The organism is Streptococcus alactolyticus (genome assembly GCF_012277075.1).
Lineage (GTDB): Bacteria > Bacillota > Bacilli > Lactobacillales > Streptococcaceae > Streptococcus > Streptococcus alactolyticus.
Genome location: NZ_JAAXMT010000005.1, coordinates 432,746 through 459,156 on the forward strand (window position 1 = coordinate 432,746; position 26,411 = coordinate 459,156).

Annotated in this window: 27 protein-coding genes and 3 pseudogenes; 3 read left to right on the top strand and 27 right to left on the bottom strand. The window is 41.5% G+C overall.

Going from position 1 to position 26,411, the window contains the following annotated elements:
• Positions 1-12 precede the first annotated feature (12 nt).
• The 5 genes from HFK82_RS04040 to HFK82_RS04060 form a co-directional block, all read right to left on the bottom strand.
• The gene (locus tag HFK82_RS04040) at positions 13-615 is read right to left on the bottom strand and encodes a nitroreductase family protein (RefSeq protein ID WP_168260892.1); all 603 of its coding nucleotides are present in this window, start codon (positions 613-615) and stop codon (positions 13-15) included.
• Positions 616-1,271: 656 nt separating this feature from the next.
• Complete coding sequence (locus HFK82_RS08965; protein WP_235281065.1) at positions 1,272-1,415, bottom strand: hypothetical protein; 144 nt, start codon at positions 1,413-1,415, stop codon at positions 1,272-1,274.
• A gap of 274 nt (positions 1,416-1,689) precedes the next feature.
• Positions 1,690-3,402 carry a hypothetical protein gene (locus HFK82_RS04050; protein ID WP_168260893.1) on the bottom strand — a complete coding sequence of 571 codons (1,713 nt, stop codon included), beginning with the start codon at positions 3,400-3,402 and terminating at the stop codon, positions 1,690-1,692.
• A gap of 70 nt (positions 3,403-3,472) precedes the next feature.
• Positions 3,473-5,260, bottom strand: a complete 1,788-nt coding sequence (gene uvrC, locus HFK82_RS04055) for an excinuclease ABC subunit UvrC (protein WP_168260894.1) — start codon at positions 5,258-5,260, stop codon at positions 3,473-3,475.
• A gap of 114 nt (positions 5,261-5,374) precedes the next feature.
• The gene (locus tag HFK82_RS04060; RefSeq protein WP_206151195.1) at positions 5,375-6,397 is read right to left on the bottom strand and encodes a YeiH family protein; all 1,023 of its coding nucleotides are present in this window, start codon (positions 6,395-6,397) and stop codon (positions 5,375-5,377) included.
• Positions 6,398-6,512: 115 nt separating this feature from the next.
• On the opposite strand from HFK82_RS04060, the gene HFK82_RS04065 reads away from it, so the two are divergent.
• Positions 6,513-7,409, top strand: a complete 897-nt coding sequence (locus HFK82_RS04065; protein WP_168260895.1) for a LysR family transcriptional regulator — start codon at positions 6,513-6,515, stop codon at positions 7,407-7,409.
• Between the two features lie 51 nt (positions 7,410-7,460).
• Entirely contained in the window at positions 7,461-8,132 is a 672-nt protein-coding gene (locus tag HFK82_RS04070) for a Crp/Fnr family transcriptional regulator (RefSeq protein ID WP_168260896.1), read from the top strand.
• A gap of 133 nt (positions 8,133-8,265) precedes the next feature.
• On the opposite strand, the gene HFK82_RS04075 is transcribed toward HFK82_RS04070, so the two are convergent.
• From HFK82_RS04075 to HFK82_RS04130, 13 genes are all read right to left on the bottom strand, one after another.
• Positions 8,266-8,967, bottom strand: coding sequence for a Rossmann-fold NAD(P)-binding domain-containing protein (locus HFK82_RS04075; RefSeq protein WP_240928922.1), 702 nt, complete (start codon positions 8,965-8,967; stop codon positions 8,266-8,268).
• Positions 8,951-9,205, bottom strand: coding sequence for a hypothetical protein (locus HFK82_RS08970; RefSeq protein WP_240928824.1), 255 nt, complete (start codon positions 9,203-9,205; stop codon positions 8,951-8,953). Before HFK82_RS08970 ends, HFK82_RS04075 begins: the two co-directional genes overlap by 17 nt.
• 191 nt (positions 9,206-9,396) lie before the next feature.
• Positions 9,397-9,765 (bottom strand): type 2 periplasmic-binding domain-containing protein, encoded by a 369-nt coding sequence (locus HFK82_RS04080; RefSeq protein ID WP_168260897.1) that lies wholly within the window; start codon positions 9,763-9,765, stop codon positions 9,397-9,399.
• A 214-nt stretch (positions 9,766-9,979) separates the two neighbouring features.
• On the bottom strand, positions 9,980-10,189 hold the full coding sequence (locus HFK82_RS04085) for a helix-turn-helix domain-containing protein (RefSeq protein ID WP_168260898.1): 210 nt from the start codon (positions 10,187-10,189) through the stop codon (positions 9,980-9,982).
• 122 nt (positions 10,190-10,311) lie between these two features.
• On the bottom strand, positions 10,312-10,812 hold the full coding sequence (locus tag HFK82_RS04090) for a YkgJ family cysteine cluster protein (protein ID WP_168260899.1): 501 nt from the start codon (positions 10,810-10,812) through the stop codon (positions 10,312-10,314).
• A gap of 70 nt (positions 10,813-10,882) precedes the next feature.
• On the bottom strand, positions 10,883-11,740 hold the full coding sequence (locus HFK82_RS04095) for a hypothetical protein (RefSeq protein WP_168260900.1): 858 nt from the start codon (positions 11,738-11,740) through the stop codon (positions 10,883-10,885).
• 42 nt (positions 11,741-11,782) lie between these two features.
• The gene (locus tag HFK82_RS04100) at positions 11,783-12,220 is read right to left on the bottom strand and encodes a cupin domain-containing protein (protein ID WP_239472498.1); all 438 of its coding nucleotides are present in this window, start codon (positions 12,218-12,220) and stop codon (positions 11,783-11,785) included.
• Between the two features lie 15 nt (positions 12,221-12,235).
• The gene (locus tag HFK82_RS04105; RefSeq protein ID WP_168260901.1) at positions 12,236-12,559 is read right to left on the bottom strand and encodes a carboxymuconolactone decarboxylase family protein; all 324 of its coding nucleotides are present in this window, start codon (positions 12,557-12,559) and stop codon (positions 12,236-12,238) included.
• Positions 12,560-12,597: 38 nt separating this feature from the next.
• On the bottom strand, positions 12,598-13,443 hold the full coding sequence (locus tag HFK82_RS04110) for an aldo/keto reductase (RefSeq protein ID WP_168260902.1): 846 nt from the start codon (positions 13,441-13,443) through the stop codon (positions 12,598-12,600).
• An 18-nt stretch (positions 13,444-13,461) separates the two neighbouring features.
• Positions 13,462-13,857 (bottom strand): stress response transcriptional regulator NmlR, encoded by a 396-nt coding sequence (gene nmlR, locus HFK82_RS04115; protein WP_168260903.1) that lies wholly within the window; start codon positions 13,855-13,857, stop codon positions 13,462-13,464.
• Between the two features lie 158 nt (positions 13,858-14,015).
• Positions 14,016-15,200 (bottom strand): Mbeg1-like protein, encoded by a 1,185-nt coding sequence (locus HFK82_RS04120; protein ID WP_168260904.1) that lies wholly within the window; start codon positions 15,198-15,200, stop codon positions 14,016-14,018.
• A gap of 177 nt (positions 15,201-15,377) precedes the next feature.
• On the bottom strand, positions 15,378-15,845 hold the full coding sequence (locus tag HFK82_RS04125) for a GNAT family N-acetyltransferase (protein ID WP_154454244.1): 468 nt from the start codon (positions 15,843-15,845) through the stop codon (positions 15,378-15,380).
• Between the two features lie 77 nt (positions 15,846-15,922).
• The gene (locus HFK82_RS04130; protein WP_168260905.1) at positions 15,923-16,213 is read right to left on the bottom strand and encodes a rhodanese-like domain-containing protein; all 291 of its coding nucleotides are present in this window, start codon (positions 16,211-16,213) and stop codon (positions 15,923-15,925) included.
• A gap of 145 nt (positions 16,214-16,358) precedes the next feature.
• Here HFK82_RS04130 and HFK82_RS04135 point away from each other — a divergent pair, with 145 nt between their 5' ends.
• Positions 16,359-17,141: a protein-ADP-ribose hydrolase gene (locus tag HFK82_RS04135; RefSeq protein WP_168260906.1), complete on the top strand. Its 783-nt coding sequence runs from the start codon at positions 16,359-16,361 to the stop codon at positions 17,139-17,141.
• A gap of 48 nt (positions 17,142-17,189) precedes the next feature.
• On the opposite strand, the gene HFK82_RS04140 is transcribed toward HFK82_RS04135, so the two are convergent.
• The 9 genes and pseudogenes from HFK82_RS04140 to HFK82_RS04175 all read right to left on the bottom strand — a co-directional run bounded on the left by HFK82_RS04140 (position 17,190) and on the right by HFK82_RS04175 (position 26,297).
• Positions 17,190-18,179, bottom strand: coding sequence for a lipoate--protein ligase (locus tag HFK82_RS04140; RefSeq protein WP_168260907.1), 990 nt, complete (start codon positions 18,177-18,179; stop codon positions 17,190-17,192).
• Positions 18,180-18,189: 10 nt separating this feature from the next.
• Positions 18,190-19,569 carry a dihydrolipoyl dehydrogenase gene (gene lpdA, locus HFK82_RS04145; protein WP_394992044.1) on the bottom strand — a complete coding sequence of 460 codons (1,380 nt, stop codon included), beginning with the start codon at positions 19,567-19,569 and terminating at the stop codon, positions 18,190-18,192.
• Between the two features lie 122 nt (positions 19,570-19,691).
• A pseudogene (locus HFK82_RS09300) lies at positions 19,692-19,950 on the bottom strand (biotin/lipoyl-containing protein); the annotation flags it as partial.
• Positions 19,951-19,970: 20 nt separating this feature from the next.
• The gene (locus HFK82_RS04150) at positions 19,971-21,338 is read right to left on the bottom strand and encodes a dihydrolipoamide acetyltransferase (RefSeq protein ID WP_168260909.1); all 1,368 of its coding nucleotides are present in this window, start codon (positions 21,336-21,338) and stop codon (positions 19,971-19,973) included.
• A gap of 14 nt (positions 21,339-21,352) precedes the next feature.
• Positions 21,353-22,357, bottom strand: a complete 1,005-nt coding sequence (locus HFK82_RS04155; RefSeq protein WP_168260910.1) for an alpha-ketoacid dehydrogenase subunit beta — start codon at positions 22,355-22,357, stop codon at positions 21,353-21,355.
• Between the two features lie 27 nt (positions 22,358-22,384).
• The gene (locus HFK82_RS04160; RefSeq protein WP_168261027.1) at positions 22,385-23,350 is read right to left on the bottom strand and encodes a thiamine pyrophosphate-dependent dehydrogenase E1 component subunit alpha; all 966 of its coding nucleotides are present in this window, start codon (positions 23,348-23,350) and stop codon (positions 22,385-22,387) included.
• A 154-nt stretch (positions 23,351-23,504) separates the two neighbouring features.
• Positions 23,505-24,422 (bottom strand): annotated as a pseudogene (locus HFK82_RS04165) (ABC transporter ATP-binding protein); the annotation flags it as partial.
• A 25-nt stretch (positions 24,423-24,447) separates the two neighbouring features.
• Positions 24,448-25,858 (bottom strand): annotated as a pseudogene (locus tag HFK82_RS04170) (ABC transporter ATP-binding protein); the annotation flags it as partial.
• Positions 25,851-26,297, bottom strand: a complete 447-nt coding sequence (locus HFK82_RS04175) for a MarR family winged helix-turn-helix transcriptional regulator (RefSeq protein ID WP_009853976.1) — start codon at positions 26,295-26,297, stop codon at positions 25,851-25,853. The pseudogene HFK82_RS04170 and the gene HFK82_RS04175, both read right to left, overlap by 8 nt.
• Positions 26,298-26,411 lie beyond the last annotated feature (114 nt).

Sequence of the window (26,411 nt, forward strand, 5' to 3'; positions counted from 1 at the left end):
TAATCAGACGACTCATCGGCGTTCAATGAGGTCATCCACAGGCAAACGATAACTTGGTTCTAATGTTTCGTCGCTGTAACCAACCGTAATCAACAATTCAGGTTGGAAACGGTGGTCGATGTTTAGAATATCGTTGGTTACTGATTTATCAAATCCTAAAATCATATTGGAAGCCAAACCTTGGTCTGTTAAAGCCAATACAAAATTCATCGCCACGATACCAGCATTAAGAGCCAGATATTCTCCTTTGTGTTGGTCATCAAAAGCTGCAAATCGTGCTGGCAAGGTTTCCATGTAGTAGCTCAATTGGTCATTGCTTAATGATTTGACCCCGATACGTGCAATTTTACGCGAACGTTGCACCAAATCAGTATCCGTAAACAAGGCAACCACATATTGTGCTTCTTCCACTTGTTTTCGGTTTGGTCCAGGCATGCTTTGAGCGAGTTCTGCCTTTTTGTCCTTGACAACCACAAATTTCCAAGGTTGCAGGTTATTCGCACTTGGCGATAAGGTGGCGATTTCAATGGCTGTGCGTAAATCTTTGTAATCCACTAGTTTGTCATTGAAATGTTTGACTGCGTGACGCTTTTTGTTTAATTCTAGGAATTTCATAAGCTTCGCCCTCCTAAGATATTCTATGCCTCTTTATTTTAGCATTTTGTTAACAATTAAACAAAATTATTTTGCCAAAATCAAAAAACAACAACTAGAAAAATAATCTTAAAGAATAACAGTCAATAAAACAGGGTAATCTCCAAACTTTTGGTCAATTCTGAAAGAATATCTTTCATACAACTCCTTTCCAATCAAAAATAAAAGAACCTCGAAAGGTTCTTAAAAACTATTTAGCGTCTTTCATCTATTTTTGAGAATGTCATGACTAAAGCAAAAAAAGATGATAGCAACCTGTATTACTATAATGTCAACGGCTGGATATACCCAGAAGTTGGGCTGCAAATTGTAGATCATTACAAGTTTTCCAAAGAATCCGAGTAAACCTGAAGCTTGAGATAAATTTGAAATATTAAGATGCTCCATGAAAACGTTAACTACCAAAAAACATTGCCACTTTAGTTACAAAAAACATAATCATAACCGCTATGGCAGATCTTATGTAGTTGAATACAAACGATACTAAATAAACTGGTGTTTGTACCAAAAGAACTAAGGCTCTCAGAAAGCCTCGTGATAAAAAGCCAACACCTTTTATCAAATAGCCAAAAAGATCGATTAAACGCTCCCCAGAGCTAGGTTTTAAGCTTTCTAGTCTAGCCTGTACTTCTTTCTGGTGTTCCCCATTTAACCCCATAATGAGACCACTTTGCATCGTCTAGTTCTTTAGCTGATGGTGGTCGTCCATTAGCAGCTTCAAACTCTTTCGCAAAAGCAACGTAATCAAATTCCTCAGTCATCCTTTTTCTCTCCTAACTCCTATTTCATATCCTACTGTTATACCATTTTCTAAGCTAAGGTGACATCCGTTTATCTTATTACAATTCTTTAGAATGATTATTAAAAACTACAGAGTATTCTGAAAAACAGTTAGTCGCTTAGATATACAAAAAGCATCCCAGAGAGATACTAATTGCAATTACTACAAAAACAAGCAGAAAAGCTCTGAGATGCAAAACTATCATAAATCGTAGGAAAATCGCTAGACAGTAGAAAATAATTTTTCCACCATCTCTAAGACCGTCTAACCATCGGCACAAACAAGACTGCGACCCAAGTTAGTAGATTGATAATGATAAGCGCATAGAACCATGTCCCAACTTGGTAAGTGACTTCTAACGTGTTTTTACCAATTCGTTGGGTAACTGTCGGTGTTCCAATACCAGACAAAAGGTAGTCCTTAGACGTTAATTTCTTGCCGTTTAAAACAAGCTGCGTATCTTGATACTTGGCAACTGGTAAACTAACCGTGCCGTCGTTGTCCGCATTCCAAGTCACTATCAAGGTGCTGCCGTCTTGTGATTTTTTGAAATCATCCGTGTGTTTGAGGACAAATTCCTCATACAAAACATACTTGTTGTCGGTATTTGACTTTTTAGATGGCAAGTAGTCTGGTGTTGATTTGGCAATCAAGTCCAGCAAATCATTCAAATTAGAACTGTAAAAGCTTGCTTGGACAGCTTTGGTGTTGCCAAGAACAAAGGTGTGTTTTTTGTTTTTAATAGGGTGTTTGGCTGTGTAATATTCAGTGATTTTTTCCTGCTGCAAATGCATAATTTGAGCAAAACTAACCACATTAACCAGCAATAAGCCAATCGTTACCCAGCGTGACCACTTGACATCAAAATACCTCTCAAGAATTAAAGCCACCGCTAATAACAAGAGTACCGTTGCTGGAATGAAAAAGCGGAAAGGAAATTGAATGAGGTTGACCAAGGATAGGTTCAATTTGTTGATGGAATACCAAGGGAAAATGCTGCTGGATAGCACCAAAAATAGGAAAAATGACCCTACCACCAAACGCAAGAGCGTATCAAAATGACGCCAATGTTTGAAAGTGAAATAGAGCTGGTACAAAACCATGAGCAGCAAAGGAATCGGTGTTATCAACCACTGAATGCTACGCTGATTGACCGTCATGATATACAGTTTTGAATTGATAAAAGGCTCAACCAGATTGTTGGCACGTCCGACATTTGCCAGCACCACCCAAACATTTGCCGTTAAAACAAGGGCTAGGGCGACAGCCTTGATGCCATTCCACAAAATGTTCTTCTTGTCCGTGGATTTGACAAAACCATAGAGGTAAAAAGGCAGGTAGGCCAAAATGAGCAAGAAAGCACTCAGCATATGAATCTGCACCATAACAGACACCGCCACTGCTAAACGAACAGGCGCAATTTTCTTCGTTTGAATAAAATCAATGGCAGGAATCAAGCACCAAGGCATGACGGCTGCTCCCCAGCTTGAAAATCCTTGACGGAAAGTCCAGTACTGAATGGAAAACGTAGTCATGTAAAAGACCGCTATGGCTAGGGAAATCTTAGGCTTAACGCCTGCTCGCTTGGTAAGAGCATTCATGGAAAAGCCAGCGATAATGCCTATGAGAAAGCGTGACACCAGCTGATACGTGTACCAATTTCGGCTGATGAGCACTAAAAGCCCTTGAAAATAGGCAAAATACGGACCATATAAGGCGTTAACAATGCGGCCCGAACTGTAAAAGCCAAATAGCGAAATAAAGTAGCTGAAATTGCCCGTCTTTATCTGCATGGCCGTTTCGTAAAAACGGTTGTAATGAAAAAGAAAATCACTGCCAGCAATGACTCCTTTTGTTAATACTTGAGGAAGAATCAATACAAAGGCGGCTACCACGATGATAAGGCCGGATAGCCAAACCTCTTTTTCTCGGAAACGAGAAAGCCTCTCTCTTACATTCTGAAACATGATCATCTCCTTAAAAAAATCCTTATCCATGTTAGCATAGTTTAGGCGATAACACAATCTAAAAACACCATTAAGCCTCTGTTTCTTCTTGAAGGCGTTCCTTGACTGCGAGCGCTATGTTTTGCGGAATGCCACACTTCCTGATAGCCTCCACATCTGCTTTTTGAATATTGGCAAGACTCTTGAAGTGTTTCATGAGCAATTGCTTGCGCTTTGGTCCCAAACCTGCAATGCCATCCAACTTAGATGAGAAGGAATTTTTACTGCGCACTTGACGGTGAAAGGTAATGGCAAAGCGGTGCACCTCGTCTTGAATACGTTGCAAAAGGAAAAATTCTTCTGAGTTGCGTGGGAGAGGAACCACCTCCAAGGGATTACCAAATAGCAATTCATGGGTTTGGTGTTTGTCATTTTTTTGCAAACCTGCGATGGGAATAGACAAGCCAAGTTGCTTTTCAATGACATCACGCGCCACATTGACCTGACCTTGCCCCCCATCAATGATAATCAAATCAGGCGGTGTTTGCCCTTCTGTCATCATGCGGTGGTAACGGCGGTAAAGCACTTCGCGCATACTGGCATAATCATCAGGCCCCACAACCGTCTTGATTTTGAATTTGCGGTAATCTTTCTTGCTTGGCTTACCGTTAATAAAGACCACCATGGCAGACACTGGGCTCGTTCCTTGAATATTGGAATTATCAAAAGCCTCGATGCGAACAGGTTTTGGAATATGCAACAAGTTTCCAATATTTTCAATAGCACCGTAAGTCTTTTTCATGTCTTTTTCAAGCAAATCAAATTTTTGTTGCAGGCTGACACGAGCATTTTTTGTCGCTAAATTGACCAAATGCTTTTTCTCACCTCGTTGCGGTTTGACGATTTTAGCATCTACCACAGCCTTAACCAAGTCCTCGTCAATGTCATTGGGAATGAAGATTTCTTTGGGTACAAAGTGCTTCTTGTCACGGTAAAATTGCCCCACATAAGTCAAGAAATCTTCCTCAGGCTCGTCATAATAAGGAAACATATTGACATCCCGCTGAATGAGTTTGCCTTGACGAACAAAGAAAACTTGGACGCACATCCACCCTTTATCGACATAATACCCAAAAATATCACGGTCCATCATGTCTTGGTTCATCACCCGTTGTTTAGTGCGCAAGGTCGAGATGGCCTGCAACAAGTCACGGTATTCTGCCGCACGCTCAAAAGCCATTTCATCTGAAGCTGCTTGCATTTTTTCCTTGAGTTCGTTGACAATTTTATCGTCTTGACCATTAAGAAAATGCTTGACGTCTTGCGCCATATCAACAAAATACTGGTGATCCACATGGCAAATCGTGTGGGCGTTGCATTGCCCTAAATGGTAGTAAAAACAAACTTTATTGGCTGGATTGGTACATTTTTTAAAGGGGAAAATGCGGTCCAAAAGCCGTTTGATTTCATTTGCCGCCCCCGAGTCAGGATAGGGGCCAAAATACATGGCACCGTCTTTTTTGATTTGACGCGTAATGAGCAATCGTGGGTATTGCTCGTTGACCGTAATCTTGATAAAAGGGTAAGACTTATCATCTTTTAGCCGAATGTTGTACTTGGGTTGGTTTTTTTGGATGAGATTGATTTCAAGCAATAGGGCTTCAGTATTTGACCCTGTCACAATATACTCAAAATCCGCAATCTCAGACACCAATAATTCCGTCTTGGTATCGTGACTACCGTGGAAATAACTCCGAACACGGTTTTTCAGATTTTTAGCCTTTCCCACATAAATAATCTTGCCATGCTTGTCTTTGTGGATATAGCATCCTGGACTATCTGGCAATAATTGTAATTTGTGTTTAATCAGTTCGTTCATACCCTTTATTATAACAAATTCAGGACTCATAGGATAACATAAGCACACAAAAGCCACGTCAGACGTTTTGGGCACAAAAAAACTGAGCCTTTCGACTCAGATTTTTGTCAAAAATTACCAAATACCTAGAGAATATTGCATGAAGAGGCTCACGCAAGTAATTGCTACCCAACAAATAGCCCCAAGCATGATGGCTTGTCCACCAGTTTTGACCAATTTCACAGGGTTGGTATTCAAACCAATAGCTCCCATAGCCATAACGATGAAGAATTTTGAAAGAACTTTCAAGTTATCAAAAATCACAGTGTCAACACCCATGCTGCTGGCAATTGTTGTGATGATTGATGCCATCAAGAAGAATAAAATAAAGGTTGGGAAAGATTTACGCAATTGGAAGGTTTGTTTAGCTTCTCCACCATTTTTTTGCATTTTGTAAGCTCTGTAAAATGACAAACCTAAGGTAATCGGGATAATAGCCAATGTACGTGTTAATTTAACAATGGTTGCTCCGTCAAGTGTATTTGAACCGTGTACAGCATCCCAAGCTGTTGCAGCCGCTGTTACAGATGAGGTATCATTAACGGCTGTACCTGCAAAGACCGCAAAACCGTGGTTTGACAAGTGAAGCAATTCCCCAAGGGTTGGGAAAATCAAGGCTGCCAAGATGTTGAACAAGAAGATAACTGAGATACTTTTAGCCACTTCTTCGTCTTTGGCTTGGATAACTGGCGCTGTCGCTGCAATGGCTGAACCACCACAAATAGATGACCCAACACCAACCAAGGTTGCTGTATTGACGTCAAGCTTCAACCATCTTTGCAAAAGAAAGGCAATGATTAACGATACCAAAATGGTGCTGATGATAATAGGTAAAGATTCTGTCCCTACTTTCACCACTTGGGTCAAGTTAAGACCAAATCCCAAAAGTACAACGGCGATTTGCAAAACGTATTTTGAAGTGAAGGCAATCCCTTCCACCGTTTGTTCACGATTAGTGTGAAAATTACCGATAATCATACCAAGCAAAATGGCAAATACCGGAGCACCAACAAGAGGGAATTTTTCCCCTAAAAACCAAGCTGGCAAGGCTAAAATGGTACAAAATAAAACACCGGGAACTTTTTTCTGAAATGTCATAATAGTTTCAAACTCCTTTTCATGACAATAATTATACCCCCTCTTAACTATAATGTAAAATTATTCTTTTTTATGATATAATAACAAAAAAGAATGATAAAGGACAAATCCCACCATGTTGGACTATCGTGTGTTTACGTTTATGAAAGTATGTGAAACCATGAACTTTACCCAAGCCGCCAAGGAACTTCACATCACACAACCTGCTGTCACCAAGCACATTCAAGCCTTGGAAATCGAATATCAAACTAAGCTCTTCACCTTTTCAGGAAAACATTGCCAATTGACGCAAAACGGCGAAGAGTTGCTGAATTTGCTCATGACCATCAACAATGACATTCAGCATTTCAAATCGGATTTGAAGAAAGATGTCAAACTATTGAATTTTGGCGCCACTTCCACCATCGGGGAATTTATCTTGTGTGACTCCTTGATTCACATCTTTTCACAATATTCCCAATACCAATTCAACATGCTGGTCAATAATACCACGTCCTTGCTCAAGGCACTGGATCAAGGAAAGATTGATTTTGCCATTATCGAGGGCTTTTTCTCCAAGGAAAAATACGATTTTCTCCCTTACACGTCAGAGCCCTTCATCGCCGTTGCTTCGTCGCAGTCAGATTTAAATGGCAAAGCTGTGACCTTGGAAACCTTGTTGGATTATCCTATTATCATCAGAGAACAGGGGTCTGGCACGCGTGAAATGCTGTCGCTCATTCTCAAAGAAAACAACCTATCTATCAATGATTTTCGACAAGTCACTGAAATTGGTAGCCTCAATATGATTCGCAGCTTGGTCGCGCACAATGTAGGGATTAGTTTTGTTTATCGCAGCGTGGTCAAAAATGAATTGGCTTCTGGAAAATTGGTGGCCATCGACCTTGATATTCCACCAGTTTGGCATGATTTTACTTTTATCTGGCGAAAAAATAGCCATTTTAAAACACTTTACCAAGATATTTTTAAACTATTTTTAGAAAATAAGGACTTGATTAAAAACCAAAATTAACGTAAACTAAGTAATTAAACGGGCACAGCTTGTAACTTAGAAAGGGCATATATGCATACAACAGTTGACATCACAGAGCTTTTACAATATGGGGAGAGGGTCACATTTAAAAAAGGGGACTGCCTAGCCACATCCATCGCAGGAGAGTCTCACGGGGACATCTTCATCCTGTCTTCAGGCATTTGCGCACTCTCGTCCATTTCTCTTGACGGCAAGGAAACCACCTACCTCTACTTTAAGAGAGAACAATTTGTCGGATTTACATCCCTTATGACAACCTTTAATTTAAATTATTATGGCAAAAAGACCTTCTCTATCATTGCTAAAACCCCTTGCGTTGCTTACCGCATTTCAAACCGCAGTTTTCAGGAATTGCTCGGTTTTCCATCTATCACAGCGCTGATGGTCAATACCCTCACTGAAAACTTGGTGTATTTGATGGAGCATTTTCATAGCAGCAAAAACGAACCTGCCCTTGTGCAATTCAGCCGCTTTTTGATGGACCAAGCTGAGCAAGAACCTTCTGGCGAGCTGTTGCTCGACACTGTCTTTACTTACCAAGAAATCGCCAGCTATCTTGGTATGCATTCTGTGACAATTGCCCGCATGGTCAAAGCCCTGCGTGAAGAAGGCCTGATTGACAAGGTTGGCCACCAAATTCGCATCATCAATCCCCAAAAAATGACAAACCTCATCACCGAAGAACAAAAAATTGATTACTAAATCATGACTACCCGTTAATGGGTGATCATGATTTTTTTGCTTCTGACAGCTTGATAGCGTGATGGACTGAAAGTCATATAAACAAACAGCTGAAGTCATCTGACTCCAGCTGTTCATTGTTAACCGACAAAAATTATTCTACAGTATGACGCTCTCCTAGTAAATAATCGTCCACATTTTCAAACATCTCTGATGGGCTAAGTGGTTTACGTCCTGTCAATTTAACAAAATCACTAACTGGAACATCTAAAAAGCCTTCTGTCACTGTTGTACCAAAACTTACCATACCTTCTGATGTAGCTTGGATAGGACTCTTACTAAAGTCACCGTCAGTATCTCTTGGAACTCCAATAGAATCGAAATAGGCATATAATTCATCGTCTGTTAATTTATTATATGCGATATGATTTCCTGTTGCCTTATTGGCAATATCTAGAAAGTTTTGATAAGAAATCGGTTCAATACCATTATTATTCAATACTTCACGATGAAGAAGGTCATTGGAAAGGGCACAACTCGCAGCAAAGGCTGCATCTCGACGAGAAATAAACCAAACTCGACCATCGCCCATATTTTTAGAAATAACCTCTTCTTTTGCATCCACTGCTCTTAAATAATCACTAATAAAAGCTTCTGCAAATAAAGAATTACGAAGGAAAATGTAGTCTAATGGTGAATTCTGAATGATAGCTTCTGTAAAACTATGGTCTATATTTTCAATACTTGGATTAAGTGGGTGACTATCTGAAAGTACTGAGGTGTATACAATTTGTCTAACATTTGCTTTAACACAAGCTTCAACTACATTTTGATGAACTTTACAACGTTTTTTCACCAACAAAAGGCATTGAAATCGGAAGTACTTTATTTGCATTTTCAAACACTCTTACAAGATTCTCCAATGAGTTAAAATCAGCTACTGCTGTCTTAATACCTTGTTCTTGATAAGGTTTTAATGCTTCCTCTCTAGGTGCAGTAAATAATAAATCGTCCTTTGGTAACAAATTTTGAATATGTTTAGCGACTTGTGAGCCAAAGTTTCCATCAACACCATTAACAACAATTTTTGTCATAATACTTCTCCTTAAAAGATATTTACTTTATTGTTAGTTTTATTATAATGTAAACGCTATCTAAAATTCAATCCTATTTTTTTATGGCCCATTAGAAATCATAATAAGGAATTATCAAAAATGGTTAGAAAATCAATAAGTGTTTGATTTTTAGAATCTTTTTGATAAGCTAGAACAATTTCATAAGTATGCTAGCTACCTTCAATCGGAATGCTTCGAATCATTCCATCTAATTTAGATAAATTAAAATCATCTGTTCCAAATCCAATAAGTTGTTCTGATAATATATAAAAGAAACTTTCTTCAAAATCATCAACCGTCCTAGCAATATTAGGATAAAAGCCATCTTTTAGCGAACGTTCTTTCATAATGACATAACTTTTACCCATGCTCTCCTCACTCAACATTAACAAAGGATACTGATACAGTTCCGAAACAGTAATAACCTGATAATCAAATAGTGGGTGTCCCTGAGCGACCAATGCATTATATCTACCTGATTTTATCACTAATTTTGAAATGTTTTTACTGGTAAATTCTTCTCCAAATGATAATGCCAAATCAGAAATATCTTTTGTAACATAGGTTTCAATATTTTTTCCTTCTACTTTTTTAATTGAATGTTGATAGGAAAGCCAATTTCTTTAAGATAGGAGATAAAAGGTAGGGGTAATCTTAAATCATATAAAGAAGTATAGGCAATACTGAGTCTTGGCTTCAAGGTATTTATTGAATGTTGTATTTGAATTTTTGTTTCTTCATACTGCTTTAACATCATTTTGCATTATTATATAGCATTTTTCCAGCTAAAGTTGGTTGAATAGGAGTCACACTTCTATCAAAAAATTTCGTGTTAAATTCTTTTTCAAGTGAAGAAATGTATTGGCTAATAGATGCTTGTGAAATGAAGTTTTTACGAGCTGTTTCTATATAATTTCTACATTCATACAAATCTATGAAGTATTTTAATTTTTCAATATACATAGAAATTCTCATTTCATTTTTAGTTATTCTATTATATCATGAGGTATTGCAAATAATTAGAATCCTAATAAAATTATAATAAAAACCTCTTGAAACGAAACAGTTCAAGAAGTTTTGGTTAATTATCTCCCCTCCAATCGCTCCTTGAGTTTTTCAACGAAAAGATAGGCGGCGGGGCAAAAGAGGGTATTTTTAATAGTAAGGTTATTGATTTGGTAAATCTTTTTACGGTCGGTGTGGGGAAATTCACGGCACGCTTTGGGACGGACATCATAAATGGTACACAAATTATCACTGCCTAGGAAAGGGCAAGGCATGCTTTGGAAAACCTTGTCGCTGTCCTCGTCAACACGAAGATAAGCGTCCTCAAAGACTGATAATTTCATGCGAAAAGCCTTTGAAATGCGGGTAATATCTGCTTCAGTGAAAAGCGGTCCCAGACTTTTACAACAATTCGCACACTGGGTGCAATCAATCTCTTGAAAGACTTCCGTGTGGATTTCCTGCGTGATTTTGTCAAGGTTTTTAGGGGCTTTTTTCTTGAGGGTTGCTAAAAATTTGCGGTGTTCTTTTTGCTTTTGCTGAGCCAATTCGTGGTAACGCTCAATATCCAATTCTGTCATTTTTGCACTTTCTAACAATTTTCAATCAGAGATCATTATAGCATAAATCACAAAAGACTCAACCGCCATTTTAGCGACGCGTCAAGAGAGCAGCACGCTCCTGTTGCTTTATTTCTTGGATGAGGCGCTGAAATTCTGCAGCCACGGCTTGGCTATTAGCTCTGCTTTTTTGTGGCTGAAAGGTCAGATTGTCCAAAAAGACAGGATCGGTGCCCTTTTCTTGGTAAATATTGCCTTGAAAGAAATAACGCTTGGTCTTTTTGTCAATGGCAAGCAAGGATGAACGCCAACGTGCTTTGGGCTGAGAATTAGGTTTCCAGCTGATTTTTAATTGTTGCCCCAGATAATACCACCCCATTAAACTCAAGGAAATGGCTTGGTTTTTGTTGTGGTCTTGATAGGTACAAAACACCTCGGTCGCTTGGTCCTTGAGCGTCAAAAAAGGGTGAAAATCTTGGATGCCTTGGTAATCTTCGTAGGTCATCTCAGAAGCTTTTGTATCCTGCTGAAATACTACCGAATGAGCATCACGAAAGGGATCATAGACTTCTTCTATAACCTTTTTCTTAGACAAAATGGCCTCAATCTCAGCGTCCGAATAATAGGTAACGTCCGACGCCCGAACTTTTCGGTCACTTGGCACCTGCAAAACCTGAACACTCGCACGCGCTTTTGCCGGCACAGACAAGATGCCTTGATAAAGCGTCTTTTGACTAAATGTTTTGAGGCGCTTGAGGTACGAGCTATACCCTTGCTGCGAATGATTAAGGGCGTAAGATCCGTTTGCATCTTTAAAAACAATAACAAATTGTAGGTTTTTGCGTTTTTTATCCCGACGAAAAATAGGTGTGCTAAACTGGGCATCATTTTTGAATAGTTTCAGAAAATGCCCTGCCTTGACGATATGAGTGTGAGCAATGTGTTTCATGATTTTAGTGTAACACGCTAATGCTAAATTGTCACGGCAAGATTAAAGGGCCTTGTAATCTGCGTCACTAACGGCCTCCAGCCAGATGGTTTTGGTATTATTACCAGACACCTCGATGGCAATATGGCTAAACCAAGCATTCTTTTTAGCGCCATGCCAATGTTTAACGTTAGCTGGAATGACGATGACCTTGCCTGGCTCAAGGCTTACCGCTTCCTTGCCTTCTTCTTGATACCAACCTTGCCCAGCTGTGCAAATCAATACCTGACCGCCACCCTTATCTGCTTGGTGAATATGCCAATGATTGCGACAACCAGGCTCAAAGGTCACATTTGCGAGAAATAAAGGCGACTCCTCATCCACCAAGGGATTGAGAAAAGATTGCCCGTCAAAATACTGTGCAAAAGCATCATTTGCCTGCCCTTTTCCGAAAACATTTGCCTGATCAAATGCCACTTTGTCCATTTCTATATTCGTCATAGTAAACTCCCTTCTTTAATCGTCCTGCCAAATGTCCTTAGCTAGGCGAAAAACAGCCCAAGCTTTTGGCCAGCCTGCATAGAAAGCCACATGGGTAACTACTGCCGCTATTTCTTCCTTGCTAACGCCGTGATTTTTAGCATTTTCAAGGTGATGCGCCATCGAACTATCGGTTATACCTTGTGCCATGAGGGCCACTACCGTGATAAGGCAGCGGGTTTTCAAGTCAATAGCCGTGTCGTTCCAATTTTCACCAAAAAGCACATCATCGTTAAAATGAGCAAATGCTGGCGCAAAATCACCCAATTGGTCACGTCCTACTGTTTGTTTAATGGTCATTGTTCTCTCCTTTCTGGTAGAAAGTAAAATCACATCACTTAAAGTTTAAATGAACTAATCCTTTTAACTGTTTCAGGATCAACATGGGAAAAGAATTGACTCTCCCCCATATCAAGTTTCAAAATTGCTTCCATATCATCTTTTGTTAAAACAAAATTAAAGACATCAAAATTTTGCTCCATACGATTTTTATGCACGGTCTTAGGAATGACAATAACATCACGTTGAATCAAATAACGAAGGGCGACTTGTGCAGCCGATTTATGGTATTTTCGCCCAATATTAACAAGTGTTTCATTTGTAAAGAAATCATTGCGCCCTTCTGCGAATGGTCCCCAAGATTCTATTTGAATACCATATTCATCCATTGTCTGACGGGCTTTCAATTGTTGATTAAAGACATGTGTCTCAATTTGATTGACCATAGGCGTAACATCCACAAAAATAGCTAAATCTGCCACACGATCAGGGGCAAAATTGCTAATACCAATTACCCTTATTTTACCAGCTTTATAGTACTCTTCCATAGCACGATAAGCACCATAATAATCACCAAATGGCTGGTGGAGAAGGACTAAATCAATATAGTTTGTTTGAAGTTTAGCTAAAGAAGCATCCAGAGAAGCTTTTGCTTTCTCATAGCCATAATTGCTTATCCAAATTTTAGTTGTGATAAAAAAATTTTCACGTGCAATCCCTGACTTACGGATAGCATTTCCAACAGCTTCTTCATTCTTATAGGATTGAGCTGTATCAATTAAACGATAACCAACTAAAATGGCATCACTAACCACACGCTCGCATTCATCGATATTAGGAATTTGGTAAACTCCAAATCCTAAAATAGGCATTTTAATACCGTTTGATAATGTTTTGTATTCCACTAGGTTCTCTTTTCCACATCAAGATTTTGTGATTTCTTCGTTAAACAAATGCTGTTCTTTTTTAAGAACGATGTTTTGGTAGTTTTGAATTTTGCGGTTGAGTCGTCTGTGGGCTTCTTGCAATTCGGCAATGCGGGCTTCTAATTTGACACGTTCTTCTTCTAATAAGTCTAGCCTTGCTTGTTCGGTGCCATCACCTGCTTCCACCAAGCCCATGTACTCAATCAAGGATTCGATGCCAACGCCTGCTCTTCTGAAACAACGGACAAATTCCAAGGCCGCAATGTCACGTTCTGAAAAATCACGAACGCCCGACGCCTGACGTTTGACGCGTGGAATCAAGCCAATCCGCTCATAATAACGAATCGTATCTGCCGAAATCCCTGTCTGCTCGCTAACGGTTTTGATATTCATAGGTCATCTCCTCTCTTTGTTACCTTCAGTATATACCTTAGAGTCCACTCCAAGTCAATCCCAAAAAGGAACTTTTTAGTAAAAATATAATCGTTTTCTAAAATAGGCTGGAACACCAAAAAAAGCACCCAGACCAATCTAAGTGCTAAACAATTTCATCACTCTCTTCTATCGTCCCAATAGTCGCGGAAACGATTCAAATCAGGCAGGGACAAATTGCCTCTGTCTTTAGTCAAGGTAGCTAATTTACTGTGTCCCATAAAAGCCCCCAAAAAGAGCTTGGCCGACTTGGCTAGGAGAAACTTCTTCTCTGCTCCAATAGAGTAAAAGGAGATTAGACTAGCAGAGAGTTTCGACATAAATTCTCGATTAACCGCCAAATCGTTGATACTGGTAATGCCACTGGACATGAGGGTGTCAAACAAGGTATCAAACAAGAGTTTTAATTCTTGGCTTGATAAATCATCCGTCCACTGTTTAAAGGTTTTTTCAAGATTTCGGCTCAATTCTGTTGGATGCTCGACAATTAGCCATTGGCCTGTTTCAGCGTCCATTTGCCAATTGGTCAAAGCGTGCTGCATGATGCCCACACCTTGACTTTGAACGATAACTGGCTCGATGTCATTGTACAACATCACCCCAACGATAGACTCTTCTGGCCGAATAACCCGCACCTTATCGCGAATTGCTCGGTAACCTTCTTTTGCAAGGTCGGCTTCATTAAGCCCTGGAGAATCCAACATATAAATCTGCGTGATTTGCGAGCGAAGGTCAGGACGCACATTAGCCGCCGCGTATAGGGCTAAATTGCCACCTTTAGAATGCCCTGACAAGGTAAAAGAACCCGCATTCTCACTTAAAATTTCTTCCAAATATTTCAAAGACGAACGATGAGCTGGGATTTCTCGCACATAACTCAGTTTGAAATCTTCCTTCCAACCAATCAAGGTGTCATCAGTCCCACGAAAAACCAGTTGGCGATAATCTAACTGAGGTAAACTAAAGACCATTGCCGCAAACTGTCTTTCGTATTCTTCGTCCACATCATTGACATAATAAGACACGTGCAAATCCGCAAAACGGTCCGATTCCGCCACTGTTTTTAGCAAATCAATACGTGATTTAGTCGCCAAAAAATTGCGGTCCAAGGTCTTTTCCCCCGTGCTATACGGACGAAAAACTTCTTGCACCAAGACATCCTTGGTCACATCGATACTGGCATCCAGTTCTTCAAAACAAAAATAACCCAACTCATTTAGGCACATTTTATCCGCCTCATTAAGTGGAAAAGCCTCGAAAGTCTTGTCTTGATGTTGCGTCACATAATCGTTTATTGTCCCCATAAGTCCCCCTTTTGCGAAACACGCCATCTGATTGCTGCTCAATGGGCAATCGTTTACACTCCTATTATCTCATATTTTTGAAAAAAAGATGGATTTTAACTGTATTCTTTTCATGTTTTTCTCATGTATTTTCAAAAAATGGCAAAAAAACAGTTAGGGCTGCTCCTAACTGTCAGCTTATTTGATAATGTGTTCCATACGGGTTTCTTGCGGGGTCATGCCTTGATGTTGGTAAAAACGCAGAGCCGCTTCATTGGCATTCCAAACGTTCAAGGTCACGTTGTAGCAACCAATCTCTTTCGCATAAGACAAGGCAAACTGGTACAACTGCTCCCCAATTTTGTGCCCACGCGCTGCCGCGTCCACACACAAATCATCGATAAACAAGGTTTTGTGAGGAACTTTTGGCGCTTGTGCTTCCTCAATGATAGTAAACATATGCCCCAACACCTTGCCCTCTTCGCCTTCATAGACAAAAATAGGACGCTTATCATCAGAAAGCAGATCTGCCAATTCTTGCTCCGTGTATTTCACACCTTTAGCTTGGAACAAATCAGGTCTTACTGCATGATGTACGGACAAAACTTGTTGCAAAAGGTCCATTAAGCTTGGAATATCAGCACTTGTCGCAGGTCTAATGGTCATGTCTAACTCCCCCATATCTCGTTTTATCTATTATACCATCTTCTTTGTGGCTTGTAACTACGGCAGAGCTTATTTTTCTAATGCCCTGGCCAAGCGGATGTTCCTCCTAGCACATTTACGACTTGGTAACCTTCTTGGTCCAAAAACAAACTTGCCCGCTCAGAACGCCCACCGATCTGACAAATCACATAATAAAGCATGTCCTTATCTAATTCTTGGTACCGTTCGACCAATTCACTCAATGGTAAATTAACCGCCGTTGGCACGTGCCCTGTGGCATATTCGTCTGGCTCACGGACATCAAGCACATGACATTGTTGTCTTTGCAGGTGTTCTTTCAGGTCCTGTGTTGTAATGGTTTTAATCATAATGCATCTTATCTCCTTTTTTATTCTCATTTATTAACATAAAAAGATGTTTTTTGTGTTATCGTTTGCATTTCTTAATGCCATTTTGTCAAAAAGGTGCTATACTTATCCTTAGTAACGTTTATGCATTCATAAAGGAGGCCTCATGACTAAACAAGAAATGGTTAATTATCTCTTAGACTACTTGCTAAAGGAAAATTCGCAATACAAAGCAATTCATATTCCAGAGGATTTGTCAGGTCAAGAGTCCTTATTGCGTGCTCTATTAAATGTTCGTCCTCCAATGGCGACATCTCGGCACTTCCTCTCTGTTCAAAACGATTATTTGCAATTAAAAGCGGCAGAGCGTGTAGTGGTTTTTCTCAACCACTTACACACTGTTCCCAACGATGAGCGTTTTTACGTTTGGAAGGGGGATATTACACGGCTAAAAGTTGACGGTATTGTTAATACGGCGAGTCGTCATCTGCTAGGCTGCTTTGAACCTTTGCATAATTGCTCGGAAAATGCCATCCACACTTATGCGGGTGTTCAGCTGCGACAAGATTGTTACAATCTCATGGAGCAACAGCCTTATGAAGAACCAACAGGAACAGCCAAAATCACACCCGCTTACAATCTGCCTGCCAAATTTGTCCTACACACCGTCAGCCCTAATCTCAGCGGACCTTTGACCCCCATGTCTAAGGATTTGCTGACGCAAACCTATTTGGCTTGCTTGGGCTTGTCTGAGAAAAATCAGCTAGAATCCGTGGCACTACCTGCGATTAATTCTAGCAAGGACCCGCATTTTGTCGATGAAAATGTCGCTGAAGTCGCCGTCCAAACAACCAAACAATTCTTAGAACAAAGCCACTTTGTCAAAAAAGTCATCTTTGCCGTCAATAACGATAAAGAACGCCATATTTATCAAAAGTTGTTGAATTGATTCCAATCATCAACCTCAAAACCGTTAGCAATAGCTAACGGTTTTTTCTTACTCAACAATGGCTTTGGCAATGTCTTCTGGGCTGATATTGGCAAAGTAAAGGCTTGTGTCTATGGTTTGGAGTTTAGCTAGGACGTCTGAATACTCATAGCGAAGGCCAATAAGGGCTTTCTCAATATCTGAAACGTCTTTGATGCCAAAGAAGTCACCGTAGATTTTAATGCCCTGAATGATGGATTTGTCTATGTCAGCATAAATGGTTAGTTTACCTGCTGGGTAGCGAACCGAGCGCTTGATTGTGTACTCAGGAGCTGTGCCGTAGGTCCAATCCCAGGTGCCAAATTGTTGGTCTGCCAAAGTCTGAATGGCTTGCAATTCCTGCTCTGAAAAATGGTATTGGGTCATGTCAGGGTACAATTCTCGCATTTTGTTGAGCAATTTTTCTGAGAAATCATCAACCGTGATTTTTTCAGGCAATTCATCCAAGATATTGGTCACACGCGCACGCACAGACTTCACACCTTTGGATTGGATTTTATCCTTTGAGATCTGCAAGGCATTGCCAAGAACGGTCATATCCACGTCAAAGAGCAGGCAACCGTGGTGCATCATTCGCCCCTTGTAGTAAGCTTGGGCATTACCACAAAATTTCTTGCCGTCAATCTCAAGGTCGTTTCGTCCTGTGAAAGTTGCCGTTACGCCGAGATCCGCCAAAGTGGCAATAACAGGCTGAGAAAAGGTCTTGAAATCAAAAGCCCCTTCTTGAGATTTGTTGGAAATAATCGTGTAATTGAGATTGTTGAGGTCGTGGTAAACGGCTCCGCCACCTGACAAACGCCGCACCACATGGATACCATGCTCATCTGTGTAAGCCTTATTTATTTCCTCAATAGCATTTTGATGCTTGCCGATAACAATAGTTGGCTCGTTAATCCACAGGATAAAGAGCTCATCTTCTTCTAATAATTCACGAAAAGCATAGGCTTCCAAGGCAATGTTGTAGGCTGGATTGTGAGAATGATTGATAATGTATTTCATCTAATGGTCCTTATCTTTGAGAATGGCGAGGTGTTGGTGGGTTGTGAATGGCTTCTCCGATAGTATCCATGAAGGCTTCGTACATATTTTCAGAGAAGGTTGGGTGTCCATGAATGGCTTGCGCCACATCATCAACGGTCAATTCATTTTCCATAATGGTTGCGGCTTCGTTAATGAGTTCGGCTGCAGCAGGTCCAATAATGTGAACGCCAAGAATTTCATGGTATTTGCGGTCTGCAATGACTTTGACAAAACCTTGCACTTCGTTAGATGCTAAGGCTCGTCCGTTGCCAGCAAAGCTTGATTTGCCAATTAAAACATCGCCGTATTGTTCTCGTGCCGCTTCTTCCGTCAGACCAACCATGGCAACTTCTGGATGGGTATAAACAGCTGCTGGGGTGTATTTGAGGTTGGCTTTGCGATGATTGCCACGAATAGCATTTTCAGCAGCCACTTCGCCCATACGATAAGCAGCGTGCGCCAGCATTTTTTGCCCATTGACATCACCTGGAGCGTAAATGCCTGGGATAGAGGTTTCTTGGTAAGCATTGACTTTGATGCGGTTGCCTTCCATTTCCAGATTGAGGTTTTCAAGTCCTTGCATTTGTGGAACGCGTCCGATAGATAGCAGGGCTTTTTCAGCTTGAATGCTTTCGCCATTTGTCAGGGTCAAGGTCAACTGGTGATTGCTTTCCTTGATTTCCGCTACGCCAACATTGGTCTTGATGGTCATGCCCTTTTTAGTGAGAATTTTTTGCAATTCTTGAGACACTTCTTTATCCATGGCTGGAATAATGCGGTCTGCCATTTCGATAACAGTGACATCAACACCGTAAGACGCCCACACCAAACCAAGTTCAATTCCAACAACGCCACCGCCCATAACAGCTAGTGACTTAGGCATTTCTCGCAAATCTAAAATGTCATCAGAGGTCAAAACAAGAGGTGACTCAATACCTGGAATGTTAATCCGCGATACTTTTGAACCTGTCGCCAAAATAATACTATGCCCCTGAATGGTTTGAGAGCCAATGGTTACGGTTTTATCTGGATTAACCTGAGCAAGACCATCAAAAATAGTAACCTTGTTAGCCTTCAAGAGCCCACGAACACCGCCTGTCAAGGTTTTAACAACCGAATTTTTAAAATCAACGGTTTTATCCATGTCAATGCTGTAATTGGTTGAGGCGAGGTTTATTCCGCGTCCAGCAGCAATTTTGAGTCCGTCCAAAATTTCAGCGTTTTTGAGATAAGTTTTGGTTGGAATACAGCCAACATTGAGGCAGGTACCACCAAATTCAGATTTTTCAACGATGGCTACTTTAGCTCCTAATTGAGCCCCACGAATAGCGGCATAATAACCTGCAGGACCGCCACCGACGACAATCATATCGTATTCCTCAGCTGCCAGCAACACTTTGTCATGGTTGGTTTTGGCCACTGAAACGGCTGGCGGAACGACCAAGCCTGCTGCAGTTAGGTCTGAGACAGCTTTATCGGCTGTCCTTTGCAGACTTGATTCGACGGCCTCACCCTCAGCACCAATGTAACCAATGATTTCTGTGACAGGGACAACATCGCCTGCAGGATGCACAATCTTTAAAAGTACCCCTGAATCCTCGGCTTCGATTTCCATATTGGTTTTGTCAGACATGATTTCAAGGAGAATATCGCCCTCGTTCACAGAATCCCCTTCGGCTTTTTTCCACTCTAAGATTTCGCCCTCTTGCATGTCAACGCCGAGCTTGGGCATGATAATTTCTACTGCCATTGCTTTTTCCTTTCTGTTAATTAGATGAGCAATTCCAAAGGATTTTCAAGAAGTGCTTTCAAATCCAGCATGAATTTGGCACCGTTCATGCCATCCACTAGCCTGTGGTCAATGGTCAAACTCGTTCCCATAATAGGACGAATAACCACCTCACCTTCATATGCTACTGGCGTATCAATCGTTGCTGAAATACCTAAAATAGCCGAATTTGGCTGGTTGATAATGGGGTTAAATGATTTAGTGCCAAACATCCCCAGATTAGTGATTGAGAAGGTTGATCCTGACATTTCTGCCGCTTTTAATTTGCCAGCCTGCGCTTTTTGAATGACGTCTTTTGAAGCCACCACGAATTCTGACAAAGTCATTTGGTCTGCACCGTGAACCACAGGTACCACTAAGCCGTCTGAAAGCCCAACGGCAATTCCTAAATTCACAAAATGATGGAGTTCAATGTCTTGCGCATCATGTATCAAAGAAGCGTTAAGAAAATGGTGTTCTTCCTTCATCAAGGTTTTAACTACAGCAAGCCCAATCAAATCGGTAAAGGTCACCTTGTAACCTGTTTTGGTCTTGATTGGCTCAAGCAATTGCTGACGCAGCGCTATGAGATTGGTCATGTCGATATCGTAATTTAAGGTAAAGGTTGGCGCCGTGAAATAAGATTGGGTCATGCCTCTTGAAATAGCCTTACGCATAGCAGACATCTTGATCACTTCAACGCCGTCTTGGGCTTGATTCACAGCAAGAGGTGTTTTTTGCGAAGTAGCCACTTTTTCTGCTGGCACACTGGCTAAAACATCTTCTTTGGTAATTTTGCCACGCTCCCCTGTACCAACCAAAGTATTCAAATCAACGCCCTTATCTTGCGCAATCTTGCGAGCCAAAGGTGTCACGCGCACTGCCTTAAAGGCCTGCACATCTGCTTCATGCACACGCCCATTGGCACCGCTTCCCGTCACTTTTTCAAGGTCAATCCCTCGCTCTCGCGCTAGCTTTCTAGCAGCTGGGGTCGCACGAACCTTGCCATTATCCACTTTTTTAGGGGCAATAGCTGGCGCTGACACACCTGACAAGGATTGGGCTGGCGCTTCCTGAGTTGACGGACTTGGACTAGCCGTCTCCTCTCCCACAGAATCAGGGAGGGCTTCACCTGCTGCACCGATGTATCCGATTACTTTGGTCACAGGCACAGCATCACCCGCAGGATGCACGATTTTCAAAAGAACTCCTGAATCCTCAGCTTCGATTTCCATATTGGTCTTGTCAGACATGATTTCAAGCAAAATATCGCCCTTTTGGACACTATCTCCTTGGGCTTTTTTCCACTCTAGGATTTCACCTTCTTGCATATCTACGCCGAGTTTTGGCATAATAATTTCCTTTGCCACAGGCCACACCTCCCTTAGTTGTCGCGTCCATTGCGTGCCATTTGATACAGAGCAGCTTTAATCTTTGTCACATCTGGTAAAATACCTTCTTCCAAGACGCGAGCATAAGGCACTGGCACATCTTCACTAGCCAGTCGAACGATAGGATAGTCTAAGTAATCAAAAGCATCACTCTCAGTCACCCGCGCAGCAATTTCCCCAATAAAGCCACCTGTTTTGTAGGCATCATTAACCAACATGAGGCGTCCTGTCTTTTTAACCGACTGGATAATCAGGTCCATATCAAGCGGGATAAGGGTCCTTGGGTCAACCACTTCAACGCTGATACCATCTTGTGCCACCTCGTCAGCTGCCTGCAGCACACGCTCCAACATTCGGCCATAAGACACAATTGTCACATCTGTTCCTTCACGCTTAATCTCACCCTTACCAAGTGGTAGATACTCCTCAGCATCCAAACTCACTTCTTCTTTTTTGCCGTAGAGGGCTTTTGGTTCCATGAAAATGACAATATTATTATCTCGAATGGCTGATTTTAAGAGCCCTTTAGCATCGTTAGCCGTTCCTGGTGCAACCACCTTAATGCCTGGAATATGGGTCAACCAAGCCTCTAGCGATTGCGAATGTTGGGCAGCTGAGCCGATGCCAGAACCAGAGGCCACACGGAAGGTCACGGGTGTTTTTAGACCACCACCAAACATATAATTGTTTTTAGCACCGTTATTAACAATGGCATCAAGGGCAATGGTGATGAAATCCATAAAGGTCACATCCACAATAGGACGCAGACCTGTAATAGCAGCCCCAATAGCACTCCCTGCAATCGCCGCCTCTGAAATCGGCGTGTCTTTCACTCGTTTGGCACCAAATTCTTCAATCAGACCTACAGACGTTCCAAAGTCACCGCCATAAATCCCGACGTCCTCACCCATGAGAAAAACCATGTCGTCTTTGCGCATTTCCTCAGCCATCGCAAGATTAATGGCTTCACGAAAGGCCATTTGTTTTGTTTCAGTCATTATCTCTCTCCTTTTTGATGCAAATGCCTAGTCAGCCCAAACATCTTCAAATGCCACTGCTAAATCTGGCTCAGGGCTATTTTGAGCAAAAGCGTAAGCGTCATCGATTTCTTTGACCACTTGAGCATCCAAAGCATCCAATGCTTCAGCGTCAACCAAGTGATTGTCCGTCAAATAGGTGCGAAAGAGGACCAGCGGGTCTTTTTTCTTCCACTCATCGACTTCTTCCTTGCTGCGGTATTTTCCAGCATCGGCCGTTGAATGCCCAAACCAGCGGTAAGATTCTACTTCCACGATGGCTGGTCCCTTACCAGCACGCACATGCGCAACCGCCTTGCCCATCGTGTCGTAAACCGCCAACACATCATTGCCATTTTCACAGTAAAAACCTGGAATGCCGTAAGCTTCCGCACGCGTGTAAAGGTGAGGGGTGTTGGTTGCTTTTGTGATGTCCATCGAAATACCGTAACGGTTATTGATGATAAAGAAAATCACTGGCAAGTGCCATGTGGCAGCTAGGTTCACGGATTCATGGAAAGACCCTTCGTTGGTTGCTCCATCACCCGAAAAAGCCACGACAATATTGTCTGTTTGCTTGTAGTCTTGTGTCAGGGCAGCACCAACAGCTAGGGCATAGCCACCCCCTACAATACCATTGGTACCGTAATTGCCTTTTTCAAAATCCGCTAGGTGCATCGAGCCCCCACGGCCTTTAGATACCCCATTCACCTTGCCTGCCAATTCGGCCATCATTTTATTCAAATCCATGTCCTTGGCAATACACTGCCCATGCCCACGGTGATTTGAAAAAATAATATCATCATAGGTCAAGTGAGCCATAGCCCCAACACTAGCTGCTTCTTCCCCCACAGAAAAATGCGTCATGCCTTGCACAAAGCCTCGGCGGACGAGTTTATTGATGCGCAGGTCAAACTCACGAATGCGCTGCATTTTGAGGTACATCTCTATATAGTTTTCACGTGACAAATTCATCTGATTGCCCTCCAAAATTTCCATGTCTTATTCTCTTTATCATAAGCTATTATTGGTCAAATCACAAATTATTTAACCGCTTTTTTGAAAACGATTTAAAGAAAAAAACAACCCTGAAAACAGTTCAGCCATTTTCAAAGGTTGTTTGGATGGGTTAGTCGCTAATTGCGTTTCCTGTATAAAGTTGGTAATAGCGTCCTTTTTGCGCCATCAAATCATCATGGTTACCCCGTTCGATGATACGACCACGCTCAAGCACCATGATGCAATCAGCATTGCGAACCGTTGACAAACGGTGGGCAATAACAAAAGTTGTGCGCCCTTTCATGAGAGCGTCCATCCCTTCTTGGACGTGCACTTCTGTCCGTGTGTCAATAGAAGAGGTTGCCTCATCCAAAATCAAGGCTGGTGGATTGGCTACCGGCGCACGCGCAATCGCTAGCAACTGACATTGCCCTTGTGAAAGATTGCTACCATCACCAGTCAAAACAGTGTCATAACCTTTCGGCAGGCGCTTGATGAAGTCATGAGCATTGGCTAATTTAGCGGCCTCGATACACTCCTCATCTGATGCCGTCAGGCAACCATAACGAATATTGTCCATCACCGTTCCTGTAAAGAGGTGTGTGTCTTGAAGCACAATCCCTAGGCTACGGCGAAGATCTGCTTTCTTGATTTTGCGGATGTTGATACCATCGTAATGGATTTTCCCTTTTTGAATATCGTAAAAACGGTTAATCAAGTTGGTAATAGTGGTTTTCCCAGATCCAGTTGAACCGACGAAGGCAATCTTTTGCCCAGGTTCTGCAAACAAATTGATATCATGCAAGACCATCTTGTGGTCGTTGTAACCAAAGGTTACATCTGAGAAAGTCACGCCACCTTCAAGTTTGTGGTAGGTCACCGTACCATCCTCGTGTGGGTGTTTCCATGCCCACATACTTGTGGTTTCTGGCACCTCTTGGATGTGACCAGCAGCGTCCACCTTGGCATTCACCAGCTCAACATAACCTTCGTCCCCTTCCACATCAGCATCAAGTAAGGTAAAGACACGGTCAGCACCCGCCATCGCCGGTTCAACTGGATCTGGGAAAACCACTATTACTACCTTGCTCAATCCACGTATTGTATTTATCAGGGGAAACGCTCGATAAATTCATCCGCACAGGCTTGGCGACAAGCTTCAATGCATTCTTCTTCCGTCGCGTCCTCATTTCCCCAGCGAAGATTATCCAAAATAGTTCCTGAAAAGAGGATATTTTTTTGTAACACAACGGCAACTTGGTCACGCAAAACTTCCAAATCGTATTGGCGGACATCATGACCACCCACAGTAACGGAACCAGCATCCACATCGTAAAGACGGGAAATCAAGTTTGCAAATGAGGTTTTTCCTGAACCTGTACCACCGATAACACCGATAATCTCACCCGATGCAATAGACAAATCAATGTCAGATAGCACTTTCTCACCACTACCATGCTTGTACGAAAAATGCACATGGTCAAAACAAATGCTGCCATCTGGCACTTCCATCAATGGATTTTCAGGATTCACAATATCTGCTTTTTCCGTCAACACTTCTGATATCCGCTCAGCACTGGCCGTACTCATGGAAATCATGACCATAATCATAGACAACATCATCAAAGACATTATCATGGCAAAGATATACGAAAAGAGCGACGTCAATTCCCCTGTGGTCAAGCTTCCTGCCACGATAAAGTGTGCCCCAAACCACGACAAGCAAATCATACACGCGAAGAGGATAAACATCATGATTGGGTTATTGAAAATGACAATTTTTTCAGCCTTAACAAAAAGCTGGTAAATGTTCTCTGCTGCCTTGGTGAATTTTTTATTTTCATAATCTTCGCGCACAAAGGCTTTTACCACGCGAATACCAGAGATATTTTCTTGAACACTGGCATTGAGTTCATCGTATTTACGAAAAACGTAATTAAAACTCGTCATGGCTCTGCGCATGATAAAGTAGAGCGAAGTTGCTAAAATCACTACCGCAATCAAAAACATGATACTCAAGCGACGGTCAACCACAAAGCACATAAACATACTGAAAATCACGGTTAAAGGTGCTCTGACTGCCACACGGATAATCATTTGGTAGGCATTTTGGACGTTTGTGACATCCGTTGTCATCCGCGTCACCAAACCAGCCGTGCTGTATTTATCGATATTAGAAAAGGCAAAGGTCTGAATATTATCGTACATCCCCTCACGTAAATTAGCCGCAAAACCAGCCGAAGCTTCTGCCGCAAATTTCCCAGCTAAAAAGCCAGTTGTCAAACCACAAATGGCTAGAAATAGCATTAACAAGCCAAATTTCATAGCGACAGCCATATTACCCGCCTGAATCCCTTGGTCAATCAATTGGGCGATAACAAAAGGAATCGACATATCAAAAAAGACTTCTAAAGCAGCACACAAAGGAGCTAGTAAAGATGGCGTTTTGTACTCCTTCACCTGCGCTAGTAAAGTTTTAATCATTCTCATCACCTCTTTCTACAACATTATAATAAGCTCTTTCAAGCAATAAATGAAACGTCTCCTGCTCGTCTTTGGTAAAATCCCCCACAATTGCACGCTCTGAATCATCTAAGTGTTCACCCAAACGATTAATCAAAGCCCTACCTTCGTCAGAAATTTCAACTTTTTTGATACGCTTGTCTTTCTCATCTTGGCTTGTGATAATCATATTTTTTTGATCTAAACGCGCCAAAATACCAGCCATTGTCGGCTGAGACACTTCAAATTGTTTCTCTAATTCTTTAAAAGTGTAGCACTTCTCTGTTCGTTTCAAAAACATCAACACCCATGACTGCATAATCGTGATATTATACGGTTTTAGGAAATTATTCATGTTTTGTTCCAAACGATGAGCTATCCGTTTGACTAACCAGCCATAAGGAGCATTTGTCGGGTTCATTATTGCCTCCAAACTCAAAAAAGCAAGCCTCTCAAAACTTAGCCCCAAAACAATTTTTTAGCTAAATTTCAAGATTTGCTAGACATTTTCATCTATTTACCAATAGTTATTATA

Coding starts and splice junctions, on each gene's coding strand:
- HFK82_RS04095 (WP_168260900.1), bottom strand. CDS start 11,740: ATGAAACACATTGCTCACACTCATATCGTCAAGGCAGGGCATTTTCTG.
- HFK82_RS04130 (WP_168260905.1), bottom strand. CDS start 16,213: ATGATTAAAACCATTACAACACAGGACCTGAAAGAACACCTGCAAAGA.
- HFK82_RS04065 (WP_168260895.1), top strand. CDS start 6,513: ATGTTGGACTATCGTGTGTTTACGTTTATGAAAGTATGTGAAACCATG.
- HFK82_RS04100 (WP_239472498.1), bottom strand. CDS start 12,220: ATGACGAATATAGAAATGGACAAAGTGGCATTTGATCAGGCAAATGTT.
- HFK82_RS04050 (WP_168260893.1), bottom strand. CDS start 3,402: ATGTTTCAGAATGTAAGAGAGAGGCTTTCTCGTTTCCGAGAAAAAGAG.
- HFK82_RS04140 (WP_168260907.1), bottom strand. CDS start 18,179: ATGAAATACATTATCAATCATTCTCACAATCCAGCCTACAACATTGCC.
- HFK82_RS04085 (WP_168260898.1), bottom strand. CDS start 10,189: ATGTATATTGAAAAATTAAAATACTTCATAGATTTGTATGAATGTAGA.
- HFK82_RS04070 (WP_168260896.1), top strand. CDS start 7,461: ATGCATACAACAGTTGACATCACAGAGCTTTTACAATATGGGGAGAGG.
- HFK82_RS04125 (WP_154454244.1), bottom strand. CDS start 15,845: ATGACCATTAGACCTGCGACAAGTGCTGATATTCCAAGCTTAATGGAC.
- HFK82_RS04160 (WP_168261027.1), bottom strand. CDS start 23,350: ATGAATTTGTCACGTGAAAACTATATAGAGATGTACCTCAAAATGCAG.
- HFK82_RS04135 (WP_168260906.1), top strand. CDS start 16,359: ATGACTAAACAAGAAATGGTTAATTATCTCTTAGACTACTTGCTAAAG.
- HFK82_RS04060 (WP_206151195.1), bottom strand. CDS start 6,397: ATGACATTTCAGAAAAAAGTTCCCGGTGTTTTATTTTGTACCATTTTA.
- nmlR (WP_168260903.1), bottom strand. CDS start 13,857: ATGAATATCAAAACCGTTAGCGAGCAGACAGGGATTTCGGCAGATACG.
- HFK82_RS04155 (WP_168260910.1), bottom strand. CDS start 22,357: ATGACTGAAACAAAACAAATGGCCTTTCGTGAAGCCATTAATCTTGCG.
- HFK82_RS08965 (WP_235281065.1), bottom strand. CDS start 1,415: ATGACTGAGGAATTTGATTACGTTGCTTTTGCGAAAGAGTTTGAAGCT.
- lpdA (WP_394992044.1), bottom strand. CDS start 19,569: ATGATTGTCGTCGGTGGCGGTCCTGCAGGTTATTATGCCGCTATTCGT.
- uvrC (WP_168260894.1), bottom strand. CDS start 5,260: ATGAACGAACTGATTAAACACAAATTACAATTATTGCCAGATAGTCCA.
- HFK82_RS04090 (WP_168260899.1), bottom strand. CDS start 10,812: ATGACAGAATTGGATATTGAGCGTTACCACGAATTGGCTCAGCAAAAG.
- HFK82_RS04120 (WP_168260904.1), bottom strand. CDS start 15,200: ATGGGGACAATAAACGATTATGTGACGCAACATCAAGACAAGACTTTC.
- HFK82_RS04175 (WP_009853976.1), bottom strand. CDS start 26,297: ATGAACCCGACAAATGCTCCTTATGGCTGGTTAGTCAAACGGATAGCT.
- HFK82_RS04040 (WP_168260892.1), bottom strand. CDS start 615: ATGAAATTCCTAGAATTAAACAAAAAGCGTCACGCAGTCAAACATTTC.
- HFK82_RS08970 (WP_240928824.1), bottom strand. CDS start 9,205: ATGACAAAAATTGTTGTTAATGGTGTTGATGGAAACTTTGGCTCACAA.
- HFK82_RS04105 (WP_168260901.1), bottom strand. CDS start 12,559: ATGACCATTAAACAAACAGTAGGACGTGACCAATTGGGTGATTTTGCG.